General features: G+C 68.2%; 19 protein-coding genes. 8 read left to right on the plus strand and 11 right to left on the minus strand.

Translation table 11 applies throughout. The annotated features are described in order from the left end of the window. Position 1: 1 nt before the first annotated feature. The 6 genes from hemQ to RQG77_RS15735 form a co-directional block, all read right to left on the minus strand. Positions 2-679, minus strand: a complete 678-nt coding sequence (gene hemQ, locus RQG77_RS15710) for a hydrogen peroxide-dependent heme synthase (RefSeq protein WP_311245574.1) — start codon at positions 677-679, stop codon at positions 2-4. 69 nt (positions 680-748) lie between these two features. Then, positions 749-1,030, minus strand: coding sequence for a hypothetical protein (locus tag RQG77_RS15715; protein WP_082477971.1), 282 nt, complete (start codon positions 1,028-1,030; stop codon positions 749-751). Continuing rightward, complete coding sequence (locus RQG77_RS15720) at positions 1,017-1,424, minus strand: phage holin family protein (protein ID WP_311245575.1); 408 nt, start codon at positions 1,422-1,424, stop codon at positions 1,017-1,019. The genes RQG77_RS15715 and RQG77_RS15720 overlap by 14 nt, the downstream gene beginning before the upstream one ends. Position 1,425: 1 nt before the next feature. Then, on the minus strand, positions 1,426-1,848 hold the full coding sequence (locus RQG77_RS15725) for a hypothetical protein (RefSeq protein WP_311245576.1): 423 nt from the start codon (positions 1,846-1,848) through the stop codon (positions 1,426-1,428). A gap of 198 nt (positions 1,849-2,046) precedes the next feature. Continuing rightward, positions 2,047-3,591 (minus strand): protoporphyrinogen oxidase, encoded by a 1,545-nt coding sequence (hemG, locus tag RQG77_RS15730; RefSeq protein ID WP_311245577.1) that lies wholly within the window; start codon positions 3,589-3,591, stop codon positions 2,047-2,049. A gap of 82 nt (positions 3,592-3,673) precedes the next feature. Beyond that, on the minus strand, positions 3,674-4,012 hold the full coding sequence (locus RQG77_RS15735) for a metalloregulator ArsR/SmtB family transcription factor (protein ID WP_311245578.1): 339 nt from the start codon (positions 4,010-4,012) through the stop codon (positions 3,674-3,676). 65 nt (positions 4,013-4,077) lie between these two features. On the opposite strand from RQG77_RS15735, the gene RQG77_RS15740 reads away from it, so the two are divergent. Next, complete coding sequence (locus RQG77_RS15740; RefSeq protein WP_311245579.1) at positions 4,078-4,983, plus strand: NAD(P)H-binding protein; 906 nt, start codon at positions 4,078-4,080, stop codon at positions 4,981-4,983. A gap of 19 nt (positions 4,984-5,002) precedes the next feature. On the opposite strand, the gene hemE is transcribed toward RQG77_RS15740, so the two are convergent. Further along, entirely contained in the window at positions 5,003-6,025 is a 1,023-nt protein-coding gene (hemE, locus tag RQG77_RS15745) for a uroporphyrinogen decarboxylase (protein ID WP_311245580.1), read from the minus strand. Positions 6,026-6,086: 61 nt separating this feature from the next. Here hemE and RQG77_RS15750 point away from each other — a divergent pair, with 61 nt between their 5' ends. The 4 genes from RQG77_RS15750 (at position 6,087) to RQG77_RS15765 (ending at position 8,994) form a co-directional block, all read left to right on the plus strand. Beyond that, positions 6,087-7,391, plus strand: a complete 1,305-nt coding sequence (locus RQG77_RS15750; RefSeq protein ID WP_311245581.1) for a glutamyl-tRNA reductase — start codon at positions 6,087-6,089, stop codon at positions 7,389-7,391. Positions 7,392-7,536: 145 nt separating this feature from the next. Continuing rightward, positions 7,537-7,947, plus strand: a complete 411-nt coding sequence (locus RQG77_RS15755; protein ID WP_311245582.1) for a hypothetical protein — start codon at positions 7,537-7,539, stop codon at positions 7,945-7,947. 52 nt (positions 7,948-7,999) lie between these two features. Then, positions 8,000-8,572: an HhH-GPD-type base excision DNA repair protein gene (locus RQG77_RS15760; RefSeq protein ID WP_311245583.1), complete on the plus strand. Its 573-nt coding sequence runs from the start codon at positions 8,000-8,002 to the stop codon at positions 8,570-8,572. Next, a complete protein-coding gene (locus RQG77_RS15765; protein WP_311245584.1) occupies positions 8,569-8,994 on the plus strand; it encodes a DUF1801 domain-containing protein in 426 nt (141 codons plus the stop codon). The genes RQG77_RS15760 and RQG77_RS15765 overlap by 4 nt, the downstream gene beginning before the upstream one ends. Positions 8,995-9,055: 61 nt before the next feature. On the opposite strand, the gene RQG77_RS15770 is transcribed toward RQG77_RS15765, so the two are convergent. Beyond that, positions 9,056-9,538 (minus strand): hypothetical protein, encoded by a 483-nt coding sequence (locus tag RQG77_RS15770; protein WP_311245585.1) that lies wholly within the window; start codon positions 9,536-9,538, stop codon positions 9,056-9,058. Positions 9,539-9,621: 83 nt separating this feature from the next. Beyond that, the gene (locus tag RQG77_RS15775) at positions 9,622-10,797 is read right to left on the minus strand and encodes an epoxide hydrolase (protein WP_311245586.1); all 1,176 of its coding nucleotides are present in this window, start codon (positions 10,795-10,797) and stop codon (positions 9,622-9,624) included. Between the two features lie 67 nt (positions 10,798-10,864). Here RQG77_RS15775 and RQG77_RS15780 point away from each other — a divergent pair, with 67 nt between their 5' ends. Beyond that, on the plus strand, positions 10,865-11,848 hold the full coding sequence (locus tag RQG77_RS15780) for a WYL domain-containing protein (RefSeq protein ID WP_311245587.1): 984 nt from the start codon (positions 10,865-10,867) through the stop codon (positions 11,846-11,848). A gap of 4 nt (positions 11,849-11,852) precedes the next feature. Here the strand turns inward: RQG77_RS15780 and RQG77_RS15785 are convergent, their stop codons facing one another. Together RQG77_RS15785 and RQG77_RS15790 are read right to left on the minus strand one after the other, a co-directional pair. Next, positions 11,853-13,238, minus strand: a complete 1,386-nt coding sequence (locus RQG77_RS15785) for a glycine--tRNA ligase (RefSeq protein WP_311245588.1) — start codon at positions 13,236-13,238, stop codon at positions 11,853-11,855. Positions 13,239-13,344: 106 nt separating this feature from the next. Continuing rightward, positions 13,345-14,034, minus strand: coding sequence for a GNAT family N-acetyltransferase (locus tag RQG77_RS15790; protein WP_311245589.1), 690 nt, complete (start codon positions 14,032-14,034; stop codon positions 13,345-13,347). Between the two features lie 91 nt (positions 14,035-14,125). Here RQG77_RS15790 and RQG77_RS15795 point away from each other — a divergent pair, with 91 nt between their 5' ends. Beyond that, entirely contained in the window at positions 14,126-15,589 is a 1,464-nt protein-coding gene (locus RQG77_RS15795; RefSeq protein WP_311245590.1) for a peptide MFS transporter, read from the plus strand. Between the two features lie 77 nt (positions 15,590-15,666). Further along, positions 15,667-17,109 carry an MFS transporter gene (locus RQG77_RS15800; protein WP_311245591.1) on the plus strand — a complete coding sequence of 481 codons (1,443 nt, stop codon included), beginning with the start codon at positions 15,667-15,669 and terminating at the stop codon, positions 17,107-17,109. The last annotated feature ends 9 nt before the right edge of the window (positions 17,110-17,118 follow it).

Genomic DNA, 17,118 nt, shown 5'->3' on the forward strand with positions numbered 1-17,118 from the left:
CCTACTGCAGCACGTCCGCGATCTCGTCGAACCGGAGGCGACGCCCCGTGTAGAAGGGGATCTCCTCCTTCACGTACAGACGCGCATCGGTGTAGCGCAGGTCGCGCATGAGGTCGACGAGCTCGGTGACCTCATCGGCCTCGAGCGGCAGGATCCACTCGTAGTCGCCGAGAGCGAATGCGGCCACCGTGTTCGCGATGACGCCCTTGAAGGCGGCACCCTTGCGACCGTGGTCGGCGAGCATCTTGCGACGCTCCTCTTCTGGCGCGAGATACCACTCGGGCGTGCGCACGAACGGGTACAGGCACAGCCAGTCCTTGGGCTCGACGCCACGCAGGAACCCGGGCACGTGAGCGCGGTTGAACTCCGCATCGCGGTGCACGCCCATGACGTTCCACACCGGCAGCAGCGTGCGCAGCAGTTCGGTGCGACGCAGGCGCCGGAGCGCCTTCTGCAGGTCTTCTGCGGTGTCTCCGTGCAGCCAGACGAGCAGGTCAGCGTCGGCCTTCAGGCCCGAGACGTCGTAGAAGCCGCGGACGGTGACGCCGGAGTCCTCGACGTACGAGACGATGGTCTCGAGTTCGGTCGAGTCGGATTCGGTGACCGGAACGTCGGGGTTTCGTCGCCAGACGGCCCACAGGGTGAAGCCGGACGGGTTCTCTTCGCGCTCATCGGACATACGACCAGTCTGCCCCCTTTGCAGAGCACTCGCGAACGCGAGCCAGAATGCCGGAGTTGCGCCGAACGGTCAGCGCGAGAGCGCCCGGGCGATGACCCAGACGGCCCCACCGACGACTGCGGCGACGCCGACGGCCGCAGCGATCGCCGCCGCGGGGTTGCGGTCGGCGAACACACGCGCCTTCGCCGCTGCCCGCTTGGACGCCTTGTCGATGCGCCGCGGGAAGTTGCCCTTGACCTCGATCGCCGCGAGAGCGGCCTTCAACTCGGCACGGGCCGACTGCACAGGATCGACGATCCCCGCAGGGACGGCGGTCTTCGGCAGCGACCTCGTGATGTCAGAGTTCGTCATCGCCGGCCTCCTTCACGAGTCGGATGTCCTCGCCCACCGCCTGCGCGGGGTTCTTCCGAGCGAGCACCTTGCGGAACTTCAGGATGCCGAGCAGTGCGAACAGCAGCACGGCGAGGATCAGGATGCCGAGCACTGCCAGCGCCGACAGCCACACCGGCCACCAGGACGACAAACCTGCGATCGCGAACACCAGGATCACCGGCACGGCCCAGAACAGGAAGAACAGGGCGACCAGGAACCAGACGGAACCGATGCCCGCATCCTTCGCGGTCTTCGAGACCCACGCCTTGGCCGCGTTGACCTCGGCCTTGACCAGGCTGCTGATGAGTTCGGGGAGGTCGCCGATCAGGGACAGCAGGCTGTCCTCGGCGCGGTCGCGGTATCCGCGGGGCATGTCAGCTACCGGACTTCGCAGCGGTGGAGCGCGAGGATGCCGGCTTCTTGGCCGCAGGCTTCTTGGCCGCGGGCTTGTTCGCGGCATCCTTGGCCTCGTCGACGGCGTCCTCGGTCGCGTCGACGATGTCCTCAGCGGCCTTCTTGCCTGCGGCGACAGCCGAGTCAAGACGCTGACCGGCGGTCTTGTCGCCGCCGCCTGCCGACTTGACGACCTTCTGCACGCCGGTCCAGATGGCACCGGGCACGGCCGCGGCCTTGTCGCCGACGTATCCCTTGACCCGCTCGACCTGCTCCTGCACCGGGTCGAGGTTCCAGACCTTGAGCCACTGCGTCTTGATCTGCTCGTAGCGCTCGCGTCCTGCGCGCGTTCCGATGACGTATCCCACGCCGAGTCCTACGACGAGTCCGATCTTCCCCTTCATGGGGTCTCCTCACGTTGTTCCGGTGCGAACGCCCTGCGGCGAACCGGCGGCTCGGCGCCGCCTGCCAGGTGTCCAGCGTAGCCCCGTATGCCGATTTCGGCATCTATCTCGCACGGGGTTGACAGCAGACCGTCTTTCGGTTTCGCGGAGGGTTGCAGCGGCTGCGGACCCTGCCTCACGACATGCCACGCCCGCGGATCAGTCCCAGAGCAGAGCTCGACGAAGACGATCCGCTTCCTCCCGCGCATCCGGGATGACCTGCGCGAGACCCGTGCCGGCGAGCCAGGCACCCACCGCTGCGACCCCGGGAACCGCCTGGATGGCGCTTCGCGCCGCCTCGCGTCGCCCCGCCGAGCCGATGATCGATGCGGGCTGCGACTGCACGTACCGCGCACGATGCGCGGCGACGAGGGCGCTCTCGGGCAGTGCGACGCCGAGCAGGGCGGATGCCTCACGCAGCGCGACTCTCGCTGCGGCTGTGTCTTCGAGGGCGGCTGTCGCCGCCGGTTCGCCCTGCGCCCCGAATGAGACGCGCAGGAGGTGCCTGCCGCCGGCCGCCTCGCGCACCCAGTCCCACTTCGCGCTCGAGTGGGTCAGCGCCTTGGCCGTATGACTTCCGGGGACCGTCAGCACTCCGGTGCCACGAGGAGCGCCGTCCAGCGCCGATGCAGCCAGCAGCAGCGTCACGATCTCGATCTCAGGGGCGTCCGCCGCCGTGGTGTCGGCGAGCGCCGGTACCGCCTTGTCGAGTACACGCCGCGCCACATCCTCGGAGGTGGCGATCACGACCCCGTCGGCGGTGAGATCGAGATCTTCCGCCTCGCCGGCATCGAGCTCATCGCTCGCGTCGACAGTGGTCTTCACCTCGGCCCGAATGGTCCAGGCATCCCCCGCCTGGGTGATCTCCGTCACGCGAGCAGCCGTGCGCACCACTCCGCCGAGCTTCTCGATGTCTGCGACGAGCGCTTCGACCAGCACCATCATGCCGCCGTCGATCCCCTCGACCGCGGCGCCGGGAGCCTGGGCGGCGCGCGAAGCCTGGGCGGCACGCGCTGCGCTCTGCTCGCGCAGCGCCTGGACGGCTCCCGACAGCGAACCGACGCTCGTCAGCGCGGCGTTGAGTCCCGGTGCGGCGATGTCGACGTCGACGTCGTCGGGTGACGCGGAGTACACACCGGTCGTCACGGGCGCCACGAGACGGTCGCGGACCTTGGCGCCCATACGCGATGACACCAGCTTGCCGAGGCTGTGGTTGTGACCGATCGTCAGCGGCGGGCGCACGCGATCGAGATACGCACGCCATGCTCCCGACCAGCCGATGACGCGACGGACGTCCTCCTGGAACGGGTTGCCGGGGATGCCGAGGATCCCGCCGACCGGCAGCGGTGCGGCACCGATTCCGGGGATGCCGGCGAGCCAGGCGCCTCCTGCCGCGGGTGCGACGATGCGATCCTCGAGCCCGAGCTCCTCGAGGAGCGCGCGCACCCGGCCGCCTCTGGTCGCGTAACTCTCGGCTCCTGCATCGACCACGATCCCATCGAGCTCGGCTCGACGGATCGCTCCGCCCACGGCATCCGACGCCTCCAGCAGCGTCACGCGCATGCCGACCTTCACGCATTCGCGGGCCGCGATCAGCCCGCCGATGCCACCGCCGACCACGACGATGTGTCGCTTCGACGCGCGGACGGCCAGATCGGCGGGCTCGGCACGGGACGACTCACGGTTCGCGGGCTTCGGGGTCATGGGTCAATCCTTTCACCCGCAGCCTGGACGGCATCCGGTCGCCGACCGGAGAAACCGTCGCACCCGCCGACGGGTCGCGCGCTCAGGCTTCGGCGGAAGTCTGAGCTGCGCGGCCGGAGCCGCGCTTGCGCACCTCGCGGAGCACCATCTGCTCGGGGCACACGGTCGAGAGGAAGTCGCCGACCGAGAGCGCCAGGCGCTCGCCGACGAGCGAGTAGAGGATGCGGTTAGCGTCGCGTCGCTCGCTGACGAGCCCGGCCTGACGCAGCACGCTGAGGTGTCGTGAGATGGTCGGCCCGCTCGACGAGAATCGCGACGCGATCTCGCCCGCCGCGAGCTCTCCCTCTTTGAGGTCCTGGAGGATCTGACGCCGGGTCGGGTGGGCCAACGCGGCGAAGATGTCTGACGCGCTATCTGCCATGTTTGCAATATAGCACCCGAGCTAGATAGTGTTTAGCCCGATAGCTAATGAGCGAAGGAGTCTTCATGAGGGTCGCGATCACCGGTGGTACCGGATTCGTCGGGCGGAACCTGGCCGAGCGCCTGCCCGATGCCGTCATCGTCTCCCGCCGCAGCGGCGTCGAGATCGACGACGTCGACGCCCTCGCCGAGGCTTTCGCGGGGTGCGACGCCGTCGCTCACTGCGCCGGGATCAACCGTGAGATCGGCGACCAGACGTTCGCCAGAGTGCATGTCGCCGGCACCCGCGCGGTCGTCGAGGCCGCCCGTCGCGCGGGCGTCCGCCGCATCGTGATGGTGAGCTTCCTCCGCGCTCGACCCGGATGCGGATCGCCCTACCACGAGTCGAAATGGGAGGCCGAGGAGATCATCCGCCACTCGGGCATCGAGCACACGATCCTCAAGTCCGGAATGATCTACGGCCCCGGCGACCACATGGTCGACCACGTCACCAAGGCCGTGCGCACGGTTCCCCTCTTCTGGACCGTCGGATTCCGCGAACGCACCGCGCGCCCCATCCCCGTCGACGACGCCGTCGACGTCCTGGTCGCGGCGCTGGAGGGACGCATCCCCGACCCGACGGTGGCCGTCATGGGCGCCGACGAGGTCACGCTCGGAGAGGCGATCCGGCGCATCGCCCGCGTGGCAGGACGACGACCCGCGTTCATGCCGGTGCCGACCTGGAGCATCCGGATCCTCGCTCAGCTCACCGAGTGGGCGATGGTCACCCCACTCGTCGCCAAGGCTCAGGCGAGGATGCTCGCAGAGGGGGTGAGCGAGCCTCTGCCCGCTGCCCCGGAGCCGCCCGTCGACATCCGCCCGTCCCGCTCCTTCAGCGATGACCGCATCCGTGCCGCGCTCCCCGAAGGACGCTTCGGACCCGACGATCTCCGGATCGTGCGGTGGTGGCGGCGGCGAGCGACGAAGGCGTGAGGCCCACGTATCGCGACGATCAGATCGAGTGCACCAATTCGACGATGCGCGTGAGCTGATCGGGGTCGGTCTCGGGCGGCACGCCGTGTCCGAGGTTGACGATGTGGCCACGGGCAGCGCGACCGCGCTCGACCACGTCGCGCACATGAGCCTCGAGCACCGGCCACGGCGCCGAGAGCAGCGCCGGGTCGATGTTGCCCTGCACCGAGACATCGGGCCCGAGGATCGCCGCGGCCTCGTCCAGCGGCAGTCGCCAGTCGACGCCGACGCCGTCTGCGATGCCGCCCAGCCGCATGTCCGCGAGGAAGGGTCCGGTGCCGACGCCGAAGTGGATGCTCGGCACTCCGATGCCCTCGAGTGCCACGTGGGAGTGCGGGGCGACGAAGGCGCGATAGTCGGCGGTGCTCAGCGACCCCGCCCATGAGTCGAACAGCTGCACGACGGATGCTCCGGCATCGCGCTGGATCTCGAGGAAGCGACGCGAGACCTGCGCCAGCCAGCCGGCGAGACGGTTCCACGACTCGGGATCCGAATGCATCATGGCCCGAGCGCGCAGGTGCTCCTTCGACGGGCCGCCCTCGACGAGGTAGGCGGCGAGAGTGAACGGCGCCCCGGCGAAGCCGATCAGCGGGGTGTCGCCGAGCTCCGCAGTCACGATGCCGACGGCCTCCGCGATCGCGGTGCCGTCGAGCGAGAGCGGATCGATCTCCGTGATGCGGTCGACGTCCGCCGCCGTGCGCACGGGGTTCGCGAAGACGGGTCCGCGACCGGCCTCGATCTCGACCTCCACACCGGCAAGCCGCAGGGGGATGACGATGTCGCTGAAGAACACCGCGGCGTCGACACCGTGTCGACGCACCGGCTGAAGGGTGATCTCGGCGGCGAGGTCGGGCGTGAGGCACGCGTCGAGCATGCGCGTTCCGACCCTCAGCTCGCGGTACTCGGGCAGTGACCTGCCCGCCTGCCGCATGAACCAGACGGGGGCATGCTCGGGTCGGGGGCCGGTGAGGGCGCGCAGCAGCGGAGCATCGGAGAGGGCCATGCATCCATCCTCCCATCCGGTGCTGGGCCGACCTGCATGAAGCCTCAGGTAGAATCGATGCGTGCTGCTGGTTGTCACGGCGAGTCACAAGACCGCCTCCTTCGAATTGCTCGAACGCCTGAGCCGCACCCCCGACGACGTCGCCTCCACTGTTGTGGACATGGCGTCCTGCGTGCAGGGTGCGGTCGTTCTTGCTACCTGCAACCGCTTCGAGGCCTACGTCGAGATGGACGAACCGGTCACCGCCGCGGGTGCGATCGGCGTCGAGGCGGTGCTCGAAGCCGTCGAATCCTCGACCGGCATCAGCACCGCAGAACTCGACGGCGCCTACGAGGTGCACTCCGGTCGCCGCGTCGCGGAGCATCTCTTCTCGGTCGCCTCAGGACTCGAGTCCGTCGTCTCCGGCGAGGGCGAGATCGCAGGGCAGGTGCGCCGCGCGCTGAAGTCCGCCCGCAAGGAGGGCACCACCTCCCCCGAGCTCGAGCGGCTGTTCCAGCGCGCGAGCCAGGCGCAGCGCAAGGTCAAGAACGTCACGGCTCTGGGTCGTGCGGGCCGGTCGCTCGTGCGTCTCGCGCTCGAACTCGCCGACAGCCGCATCGCCGACTGGTCGACCGAGCGCGTGCTGCTCGTCGGCACCGGCGCCTACGCCGCGGTCACGCTCGCGACGCTCCGCGAGCGCGGAGCCGTCAACATCTCGGTCTACTCCCCCTCCGGTCGCGCCGAGAAGTTCGCCGCGAAGCACGGCATCCGCCCGGTCGCAGCCGAGGACTACGCTCGCGTCGCCTCGCGATCGAGCCTGCTCATCACCTGCACGGCCGCCGCCGAACCCGTGCTGACCCCCGAGCACCTGCAGGCGCCGACCGGAATCGCCCCCGAGGGATGCCCCGTCGCGTCGCACAGCCAGATGGTCGTCGACCTCGGCATGCCCCGCAACGTCGACCCCGCCGTCGCGACCCTCGAAGGCGTCGCGCTGCTCGACCTCGAGACCATCAGCCTGCACGCCCCGCTCGAAGAGCTGCAGGCGACGGATGCCGCTCGCACCGTCGTGCGCGAGGCTGCCGACACATTCCATGTCGTAGGCAGCCGACAGAGCGTGACCCCGTCGGTCGTCGCCCTGCGGTCGCATATGTTCGCGCTGTTGGAAGCTGAGATCGGCCGCGCCCGCGCGCGCGGCGATGAAGACGGCAAGGTCGAGCAGGCGCTTCGCCACCTCACCGGCGTTCTGCTGCACACGCCGACCACGCGCGCGCACGAGCTCGCGGCCACCGGTCAGGCGGATGAGTTCGCCGCCGCGCTCTCGACGCTCTACGGCATCCAGCCGGTCGAGCCTGCGCAGTCGTCGGACGCCGACGCCGCGACCGCCTGAGTCGCCACCCTTTCTGTACAGCGAACGTCGGACGGCCACTGTCCCCCGTACTCGGGATTCGGACGACGACCGGGCCACGCGCATCGCTCCTGCTTCATATCGTCGAACCCATGACAGCGCCCGACGCTCGGCGCAGACTGGGAGCATGCTCGTGGACCCGAATGTGATCGGCATCATCATCGCCCTCTTCGGCTTCACCGCGACCGCGCTCGGCGGGGTCTCTCGCATGATCGCCCGTCAGTCCCGAGGGCTGGAGGTGCGTTTCGACAGGATCGACGAGCGGTTCACGAAGGTCGAAACCGACATCGCCGGCCTTAAGACTGAACTCAAGGCGGACATCGCCGAGGTCAGAGTCGAGATGGCCGATCTCAGAACCGAACTCAAGGGCGACATCGCCGAACTCAGAACCGAACTCAAGGGCGACATCACCGAACTCAGAACCGAACTCAAGACGGAGATCGCCGGTGTCAAGACGGAGCTCAAGGCCGACATCGCCGACGTTCGGGTGTCGATCGCGCGTCTCGAAGGCCCACTTCCGAAGCTGCAGCGCATCTGATTCGGCGCGCCCAGGCCGGGCGCGGGATTGACCGGGGTGCCAGACTGGAGGCATGGCCCTTCACATCACCGGAGACACCGCCGCGGACGCCCTGCTCACCGCCAACCCGCTCGCGCTTCTGGTCGGGATGCTGCTGGATCAGCAGGTTCCGATGGAGACGGCTTTCGCGGGCCCGCTGAAGATCGAGCAGCGCACCGGAGCCACGGATGCGTCCACCATCGCCGGCATGGACCCTGACGAGTTCCTCGAGGCGTTCAAGACCACCCCGGCCGTCCACCGCTTCCCGGGCTCGATGGCCACCCGCGTGCAGACCCTGTGTCACGATCTCGTCGAACATTGGGGCGGTGACGCCTCGGCGATCTGGACCGACGGGAACCCGTCGGGCGCAGAGGTCCTGAAGCGACTCAAGGCCCTCCCCGGCTTCGGCGAGCAGAAGGCGAAGATCTTCCTCGCGCTGCTCGGCAAGCAGTACGGCTTCACGGGCGAGGGCTGGCGTGAGGCCGCCGGCGGCTACGGCCTCGAAGGCTCGTACCGCAGCGTCGCGGACATCGTGTCACCGGAGTCTCTGACGAAGGTGCGCGAGCACAAGAAGGCGATGAAGGCCGCGGCGAAGGCGAAGGCATGAAGCCCACCGGCGATGACGTCGCCGGACTCATCGCCCGTTCCAGCCCCGCGATCCGTCGTCGGGACGCCGAGACGCTGACTGCGCTGATGCAGGACATCACCGGTCGCGACCCGCAGACCTGGGGCACGATCATCGGATTCGGCAGCTGCCACTACCGGTACCCGACCGGTACCGAGGGCGACAGCGGACTGCTCGGCTTCGCACCACGCAAGGCGGCGACCACGATCTACCTCTTCGACGGCGTCGACGCCCATGTGGACGCGCTTTCGACACTGGGTCCGCACACGACCGGCGTCGGATGCCTGTATATCAAAGACCTGGAGCAGATCGATCTCGACGTGCTCCGCGGCATCCTCGAGCGATCGCTCGCGTGGGTCGAGGCCGGCGGCACGGATCAGGTGCAGCTCACCGTCACAGGCTGATCCGGATCAGACTGATCCGTTCATGCTGATCCGGATCAGGCTGATCCGGTCGCGGGGCCCTTCAGCGGAGAACCTCGACCAGCGCCACCCACGAGACCACGATCGCGGACACGACCGCGAGCAGACAGCCGGCAGCCGCGAGGTAGAGTCCAGCCGGATGGCCGAAGATGACGAAGACGCCCGCGACGAAGTACGCCGCGATAGGCAGGAATCCCACCAGATACTTCAGCGTCCTGGCGCGATCGGCCGGATCCGGGTCGCGCGCGATGAGCACGGTCGCGTGGATCTGGGACGCCGACGCGAGCAGAGCTGCCACGAGCGTCATACTGCCGAGCCAGAGCGCGTCGATGCCGGGCACGAGACCCAGCGCCGATACCACGAGCGCGAGCAAAAGCGCCGCGATTCCCGCGAGCAGGCGCGCAGTGAGCGTGCGCGACTTCACGATCTCGCCGATGTTGACGCTCGCGGCGACGATCACGAGACCGGCGAGAGCTGCCGTCGCCCCCGCCATCGCGACGTTGAACTCGCTCCACTCCTCGATCATGGGGTCAGCATAGAAGAACTTCACCCGCAAGAGACCCCCTCGTGCGGGCGAGGGGGTCTCCGTTCGGCTATGGATCGGGCGTCTCAGCGCGCCCCGGCGAAGAACTCGCGGATGTCGCCGGCCAGCACCGCCGGGCGCTCGAGGGCCGCGAAGTGGCCACCCTCGTCGAAGCGGCTCCAGTGGACGATGTTCGAGTTGTCGCGCTCCGCGAAGACGCGGATCGTCTGGAAGTCGTCCTTGAAGATCGCGACACCGGTGCGTGCGGCGTTGATCTGCGGCTCGGCCCCCTCCTCCGCATCCGCTCGCGCGTTCTCGAGGTAGCTGCGGCTCATGCCAGACGCTGCGTTCGCGAACCAGGCCACGCTCACCTCGAGCAGGATCTGATCCAACCGCACGAGCGACGTGCCGTTGCCGAACGAGTTGAACAGCTCGCTGTAGGCGAGCAATCCGATCGGAGAGTCGCTGATTCCCACCGAGACGGTCTGCGGGCGAGACGAGTTCATCGCGTTGTACCCGCCGACCGACTGGAACCACTGCATGTGCTCGAGACCGGCGTAGTCCTGCGGCTCGAGCGCCTCGAACTCGGCAGGGTCTCCGGAGGGGAAGGAGAAGAGCTGCAGCACATGCAGTCCGAGGAAGCCATCGGGGTTCATCAGGCCGAGCTCACGAGCGACCATCGCGCCGTTGTCGGAACCGTGGATCCCGTAGCTGTCGTAGCCGAGCCCGCGCATCAGACGGTCGTACGCCGCGGCGACCCGGGCCGTCGTCCAGCCCGCCGAGGACAGCGGCTGCGAGAAGCCGTAGCCGGGAGCATCCGGGATCACGACGTCGAAGGCGTCCTCCGCCCGACCCCCGTGCGCGACGGGGTCGACCAGCTCGTCGATCAGGTCGAGGTAGTCGACCGCGGATCCGGGGTACGTGTGGGCGAGCAGCAGCGGCGTCGCACCTTTGTGCGCGGAGCGGACGTGGATGAAGTGCAGGTTCTGTCCGTCGATCTCGGTCGTGAAGTGCGGGACGGCGTTGATGCCCGCCTCGGCGGCGGTCCAGTCGAACTCGCGCCAGGCGTCGAGCGCTTCGCGGAGGTAGGTGTTGGGGGTTCCCGCATCCCAGTCGTCCGTCGGCGAAGGCTGCGGAAGACGGGTCCGGGCGAGGCGATCGTGCAGATCGGCGATCTCAGCGGCAGGCACCGAGACGGTGAAAGGCGTGGCGGAGAAAGGCGTGGCCGAGAAGGGGCTGGGGGTGCTGTTCGTGTTGTCCATGTCTCGAGAGTAGAAACCCATTAGGTTCGATATGTTCCTAATGGACGAATCGCTTTCAGGAGTTCTCATGGCCGACCCGACGGCTCGATTACTCGCCCTTCTGGCGCTGCTGCAGATGGGCCCCGAGCGCTCCGGCACCGAACTCGCCTCGCGCCTGGGCGTCTCTACGCGCACTGTCCGCCACGACGTCGAGCGCCTCCGCGACCTCGGCTACCCGGTCGATGCGACGCGGGGATCGACCGGCGGATACCGGCTCGGCTCGGGCGGCAAGCTTCCACCCCTCCTGCTCGACGACGAGGAGGCCGTGGCGGTCACGGTCGGGTTGCGGGCGGCGGCGGGGATCGCAGGCATCGCGGAATCGGGCGCCAGGGCGCTCGCGAAGCTTGAGCAGGTGCTGCCATCGCATCTTCGTCCGACCGTCGATGCATTGCGCTCGAGCGTCGACCGCGCGCCCGAGAACAACGACACCGACGCCCCGGACCCTGAGGTCGACGCCGCCGCGCTGCAGGCGATCGCCACCGCGATCCGCGGCGAGGAATGGCTGAGGTTCGATTACGAGAGCGTGACGACACTCGTCGAACCGTATCGCCTGCTCACCTGGCACCGGCGCTGGTATCTCGTGGGCCGAGACCCACAGAGCGGCGAATGGTCGACCTATCGCGTCGATTGGATGGAACTGCGGATGCCGACGCGTCGCCGCTTCGAGCCGCAACCTCTTCCCGGTGGTGACTACACGGCCTTCGCGATGCGCACGATCGCGGTGAGCGGATGGGTCGTGCACGCCAGGCTCCGCATCGATGCTCCCGCCGAGGCGGTGCTCGCCCGCATCCATGCCGCAGTGGGCGTGGTCGAACCCGTCGACGAGACGCACTGCATCCTCGTCACGGGCGCCGACAGCCTCGACACCGTCGCCGCATACATCGGGATGCTGATGATGGACTTCACGGTCGAGTCACCACCGGAGCTGATCCCACGCCTGCAGGTGCTCTCGGAGCGCTACGCCCGCGCGGTCACGGGCTCAGCTGCCGGATCACGGGGATCCGGCAGCTGACACATCACGCGCCCTTGAGGCGATCGGCGAGGTACTGGTGCAGCTCGTCGATCGAGACGCGCTCCTGCGCCATCGTGTCGCGGTCGCGCACGGTGACGGCGCGATCGTCGAGCGAGTCGAAGTCGATGGTGACGCAGAACGGCGTGCCGATCTCGTCCTGGCGGCGGTACCGACGGCCGATCGCGCCCGCGTCGTCGAAGTCGACGGCCCACGAGCTGCGCAGCGTGTCGGCGACCTCGCGTGCCAACGGCGACAGTCGCTCGTTGCGACTCAGCGGCAGCACAGCGGCCTTGACCGGTGCGAGACGCGGGTCGAGCTTGAGAACGGTGCGCACGTCGGTTCCACCCTTGGCGTTCGGAACCTCTTCTTCGCGGTATGCGTCCACGAGGAACGCCATCATGGCGCGGGTGAGACCGAAAGACGGCTCGATCACGTACGGGGTGTAGCGGTCGCCGGTTGCCTGGTCGAAGTACGTCAGGCTCTGGCCCGACGCCTCACTGTGGCTCGACAGGTCGTAGTCGGTGCGGTTGGCGACACCCATGAGCTCGCCCCACTCCTTGCCTGTGAAGCCGAAGCGGTACTCGACGTCGATCGTGCCGGCCGAGTAGTGCGCCCGGTCGTCTTCGGGCACGTCGAACTGACGCATGTTCGCGGGGTCGATGCCCAGATCGATGAACCAGTTCCAGCACGCCTCGACCCAGTGCTCGAACCACTCCTGCGCCTCGGCGGGCGGCGTGAAGAACTCGATCTCCATCTGCTCGAACTCGCGCGTGCGGAAGATGAAGTTGCCGGGCGTGATCTCGTTGCGGAACGCCTTGCCGACCTGGCCGATGCCGAACGGGGGCTTCTTGCGGCTGGCCGTGAGGACGTTCGAGAAGTTCACGAAGATGCCCTGTGCGGTCTCGGGGCGCAGGAAGTGCAGGCCCGACTCGTCGTCGACGACTCCGAGGTAGGTCTTCACGAGGCCCGAGAACGACTTCGGCTCGGTGTACTGACCCTTCGTGCCGCAGTTCGGGCACGGCACGTCGGCGAGGCCGTTCTCGGCCTTGCGTCCCTTGCGCGCCTCGAAGTCCTCGATGAGGTTGTCGGCACGGAAGCGCTTGTGGCAGCTCAGGCACTCGACCAGCGGGTCGGTGAAGGTCGCGACGTGACCCGACGCCTCCCAGACGCGCTTGGGCAGGATGATGCTGGAGTCGAGGCCCACCATGTCGCCACGGCCGCGCACGAACGTCTGCCACCACTGGCGGCGGATGTTCTCCTTGAGCTCCGTGCCGAGGGGCCCGTAGTCCCACGCGGACCGCGAACCGCCGTAGATCTCACCCGCCTGAAAGACGAACCCGCGGTGGCGGGCAAGGGCGATGACCTTGTCAAGACGGGACTGTTCGGCCACGGTGGCTCCAATGGTCGGCGGTGGGAAAGCCCGTGATCACGGGCACATCAATCCTATCCGCGACCGCTTCCTCGCAGCACCGGGCCTCGGTCCCTCACGCCGTGACTCACGCCGTGAAGAGGTAACCCTTCTCGACGTCGAAGCCCGCCAGGGTCAGTCCGCTGCTCAGCAGGCCCTCCATCTGCGCGCGAAGGCGGGTGCGCCACTCGTGCGCGGCATCCGGATCCTCGACCCGGATCGTCTCGATGTCGGAGGGGATCTCCAGCGTCTCGACGACCGCATCGGATGCCGGGGACTTCGCGATGTCGGCGAGCGCCCATTCGACATCCAGCCGGTCGCTCTCGTCTCCTGCATCCCCACCGCCGAAGATGCCGTACCTGTTGACGGAGTATCCGGTCACGCGTGCACCGAGAACGGTGAGGAAGAAGTGCGCGTTGCGGGCGACGAGGGGGTCGAACGTCCAGGTGATGCGACCGACATCACGCGAGAACGCCCACTGACGCTGGTGCTCTTTGAGTTCCCGGCCCCAGCCGCGCCCGCGGTACTCGGGCAGCAGCGCGGTGATGTGCGAGTGCATCGCCCGGCGTCCGGGGGCGCCGAAGAAGGCGATCGAGGCGCCGACCATCCGCTCTTCGCCGTTCTCGGCGTCGAAGAGACCGACGACGTAATTGCCGGACTGCTGCAGAGCGCGCAGAGTACCGGCGTCGATCACGCGCTCGGGACCCCGGATGGAGTCGAGCAGGCCCTGCGCGTCGATGATGAGTTCAACGGTGTCCAGATCACGGATGGTTCGCACGCCCCCAGTCTGCCCCTCCGGTCGCTGTTTTCGGAATCGCGTGACCCGAATGGTCTGGGATGCGCACGCTGACCGGGCGTACCGTGGAGGGATGTCAACCAGCGATACGAGGGCCGAGAAGTCCGACAGCCGGTTCTTCGGGCAGCCCTGGGCGCTCGTCCACATCTTCGGCGTCGAGATGTGGGAGCGCTTCAGCTTCTACGGCATGCAGGGCATCCTGCTCATCTACCTGTACTTCTCGGTCAGCGAGGGAGGCCTCGGTCTTTCGCAGGCCGTCGCCGGTGGCATCGTCGGTGCGTACGGCGGGTCGGTCTACCTCTCCACCATCCTCGGCGCCTGGATCGCCGACCGGATGCTGGGCTCGGAGCGCGTGCTGTTCCTCAGCGCGATCGTGATCGTCGCAGGACACATCGCGCTCGCTCTTCTTCCCGGATTCATCGGCGTCGGGGTCGGTCTCGTGCTCGTCGCCCTCGGCTCGGGCGGGCTCAAGGCGAACGCGACCTCGGTGGTCGGCACGCTCTACAGCGCAGACGACACCCGTCGGGATGCCGGCTTCTCGCTGTTCTACCTCGGCATCAACCTCGGCGCCTTCATGGGCCCGATCCTCACCGGCATCCTGCAGTCGTCGCTCGGCTTCCACTACGGCTTCGGGCTCGCCGCGATCGGGATGACGCTCGGACTCGTGCAGTACTCGTTCGGTCGCAGGGCCCTGCCCGACGAGGCCCGGCGCGTGCCCAACCCGCTCCCCTCCTCGCGGTACCCGCTGGTCGCGATCATCGCGCTGGCGGCGATCGCCCTCATCGTCGTGCTGGTTCTCGTCGGCGTCATCAAGGCCGACAACCTGTCGACCATCGTGATCATCGGCACGATCGTCGCCGCGGTCGCCTACTTCGCGGTGATCCTCAGCAGCCGTCGCATCGACGGCACCGAACGCTCGCGGGTATGGGGCTTCCTGCCGCTGTTCGTCACGAGCGTCGCGTTCTGGTCGCTGTACCAGCAGCAGTTCACCGTGCTCACGGTCTATTCGGACGAGCGCCTCGACCGCAACATCTTCGGATTCGAGATGCCGGTCTCGTGGGTGCAGTCGATCAACCCGGTGTTCATCATCATCCTGTCGGGCGTCTTCGCGGCGATCTGGACGCGCCTCGGCACCCGCCAGCCGTCGACGCCGGTGAAGTTCGCCCTCGGCGCGATCATCATGGGCGCAGCCTTCCTGCTCTTCCTCCCGTTCGCTGGAGGAGGTGCGAACTCCACTCCACTGCTCGCGATCGTCGGCATCCTGTTCGTGTTCACGGTCGCCGAGCTGCTGATCTCACCGGTCGGCCTGTCGGTCACGACGAAGCTCGCACCGAAGGTCTTCCACACGCAGATGGTTGCACTGTTCTTCCTCTCGATCGCCCTGGGCACCGCGATCTCGGGTTGGCTCGTGCAGTTCTACGATCCGAAGAACGAGGTGCCGTACTTCTCGATCCTCGGCGGCATCGCGATCGTGGTCGGCCTGGGGCTGCTCTTCGCCGTGAAGCCGGTGCTGCGGCTCATGAAGGGCGTGAACTGACGGCACTGCCCGTCTGGAGAGCGTCTGGTTCGGGCCGCGCGCGCCTCGGGTGTCGCGGGCGCCGATAGCCTGAAGGGATGGGAGAGAACGATGATCGCGCGCGCAGAAGACTCTCCCGAACACCTCCGAAGTGGGCGATCGTCGCGGTTCTGGCATTCGCCGGACTCTGCTCGTCGTTCATGTTCACGCTGGTCGTGCCGCTGCAGGCCGAGCTGCCCCGCCTCCTGAACGCATCTCGCGAGGACACCACCTGGGTCGTCACGATCACGCTGCTCGTCGCGGCCGTCGCCACCCCGATCTCGGGCCGCCTCGGCGACATGTACGGCAAGCGGCGCGTGGTGATCGTCCTGCTCGGGCTCCTCATCCTCGGCTCCCTGATCGCCGCGCTCTCCGGCTCGATCGTGGGTGTCATCATCGGCCGTGCGCTGCAGGGCGCCGTCACGGGGGTCGTGCCTCTCGGCATCGCGATCATGCGCGACGTGCTCCCTCCCGAACGCCTCGGCACGGCGGTCGCGCTGATGAGCGCCACGATGGGCGTCGGCGGTGCGATCGGGATGCCGGTGGCCGCCCTCCTCGCCGAGAACGCCGACTGGCACTGGCTGTTCTGGCTCGCCGCCGGGCTCGGAGTCGTCGGCCTCGCCCTCGTGCTCCTCGTGGTCCCCGAGGACGTGCTGCGCTTCCCCGGCCGCCTCGATGTGCTCGGCGCGATCGGTCTCGCGATCGGCCTCACCGGCATCCTGCTCTTCGTCTCGCGGGGAGCCGAGTGGGGCTGGACCGCTCCGCTGACGCTCACCTGCATCATCGGCGGCGTCGGCGTGCTGCTGATCTGGGGCTGGTACCAGCTGCGCACGAAGGATCCGCTGCTGGATCTTCGCGTCGCCGCGCGACCTGCGGTGCTGTTCACGAACATCGCCGCGATCGGCATGGGGTTCGCGCTCTTCGCCTCGAACGTGACGTTCCCGCAGCTGCTCGAGGGCCCCGCAGCCTCCGGCGCCGGCTTCGGACTCGACATGGTGTCGGCCTCGCTCATCATCATGCCCGCGGGGCTCGTGATGATGGTGATCTCGCCGCTGTCGGGCTGGCTCGAGCGCGCCGTCGGACCCCGCCCCCTGTTCACGGTCGGCGCCGGTGCGATCGTGCTCGCGTACGTCTTCGTGCTGCTGTGGTCGAGCGAGGTCTGGCACATCCTGGTCGGCAACCTGCTGATCGGCGTCGGCATCGGGTTCACCTTCGCCGCCATGCCGATGATCATCATGCGGTCGGTGCCGACCAACGAGACGGGTGCCTCCAACGGACTGAACGCGCTCTTCCGCTCGGTCGGCACCTCCAGCGCCTCGGCCGTGATGGGCGGGGTGCTCGCGGCCATGAGCGTCGACGTCGGCGGGGTCTCCGTGCCCACCCGCGCGGCGTTCGATCTGTGCTTCTGGCTGGCGATCGCCGCCGGCATCGTCGCCCTGGTGCTGTCGCTCTTCATCCCGCGCCAGCGCGCTGCCGAGCAGCATCCGTCGCTCCCGGGGTAGGCGCCGATC

Source organism: Microbacterium sp. WCS2018Hpa-23 (genome assembly GCF_031843845.1).
In the GTDB taxonomy this organism is placed as follows: Bacteria; Actinomycetota; Actinomycetes; order Actinomycetales; family Microbacteriaceae; genus Microbacterium.

What these genes read in the sequence shown, in the direction of transcription:
- RQG77_RS15740 (WP_311245579.1), top strand. Translation starts at nt 4,078, where the DNA reads ATGAGGGTCGCGATCACCGGTGGTACCGGATTCGTCGGGCGGAACCTG.
- RQG77_RS15780 (WP_311245587.1), top strand. Translation starts at nt 10,865, where the DNA reads ATGGCCGACCCGACGGCTCGATTACTCGCCCTTCTGGCGCTGCTGCAG.
- RQG77_RS15800 (WP_311245591.1), top strand. Translation starts at nt 15,667, where the DNA reads ATGGGAGAGAACGATGATCGCGCGCGCAGAAGACTCTCCCGAACACCT.
- RQG77_RS15715 (WP_082477971.1), bottom strand. Translation starts at nt 1,030, where the DNA reads ATGACGAACTCTGACATCACGAGGTCGCTGCCGAAGACCGCCGTCCCT.
- RQG77_RS15795 (WP_311245590.1), top strand. Translation starts at nt 14,126, where the DNA reads ATGTCAACCAGCGATACGAGGGCCGAGAAGTCCGACAGCCGGTTCTTC.
- RQG77_RS15770 (WP_311245585.1), bottom strand. Translation starts at nt 9,538, where the DNA reads ATGATCGAGGAGTGGAGCGAGTTCAACGTCGCGATGGCGGGGGCGACG.
- RQG77_RS15735 (WP_311245578.1), bottom strand. Translation starts at nt 4,012, where the DNA reads ATGGCAGATAGCGCGTCAGACATCTTCGCCGCGTTGGCCCACCCGACC.
- hemQ (WP_311245574.1), bottom strand. Translation starts at nt 679, where the DNA reads ATGTCCGATGAGCGCGAAGAGAACCCGTCCGGCTTCACCCTGTGGGCC.
- RQG77_RS15775 (WP_311245586.1), bottom strand. Translation starts at nt 10,797, where the DNA reads ATGGACAACACGAACAGCACCCCCAGCCCCTTCTCGGCCACGCCTTTC.
- RQG77_RS15755 (WP_311245582.1), top strand. Translation starts at nt 7,537, where the DNA reads ATGCTCGTGGACCCGAATGTGATCGGCATCATCATCGCCCTCTTCGGC.
- hemG (WP_311245577.1), bottom strand. Translation starts at nt 3,591, where the DNA reads ATGACCCCGAAGCCCGCGAACCGTGAGTCGTCCCGTGCCGAGCCCGCC.
- hemE (WP_311245580.1), bottom strand. Translation starts at nt 6,025, where the DNA reads ATGGCCCTCTCCGATGCTCCGCTGCTGCGCGCCCTCACCGGCCCCCGA.
- RQG77_RS15720 (WP_311245575.1), bottom strand. Translation starts at nt 1,424, where the DNA reads ATGCCCCGCGGATACCGCGACCGCGCCGAGGACAGCCTGCTGTCCCTG.
- RQG77_RS15760 (WP_311245583.1), top strand. Translation starts at nt 8,000, where the DNA reads ATGGCCCTTCACATCACCGGAGACACCGCCGCGGACGCCCTGCTCACC.
- RQG77_RS15725 (WP_311245576.1), bottom strand. Translation starts at nt 1,848, where the DNA reads ATGAAGGGGAAGATCGGACTCGTCGTAGGACTCGGCGTGGGATACGTC.
- RQG77_RS15765 (WP_311245584.1), top strand. Translation starts at nt 8,569, where the DNA reads ATGAAGCCCACCGGCGATGACGTCGCCGGACTCATCGCCCGTTCCAGC.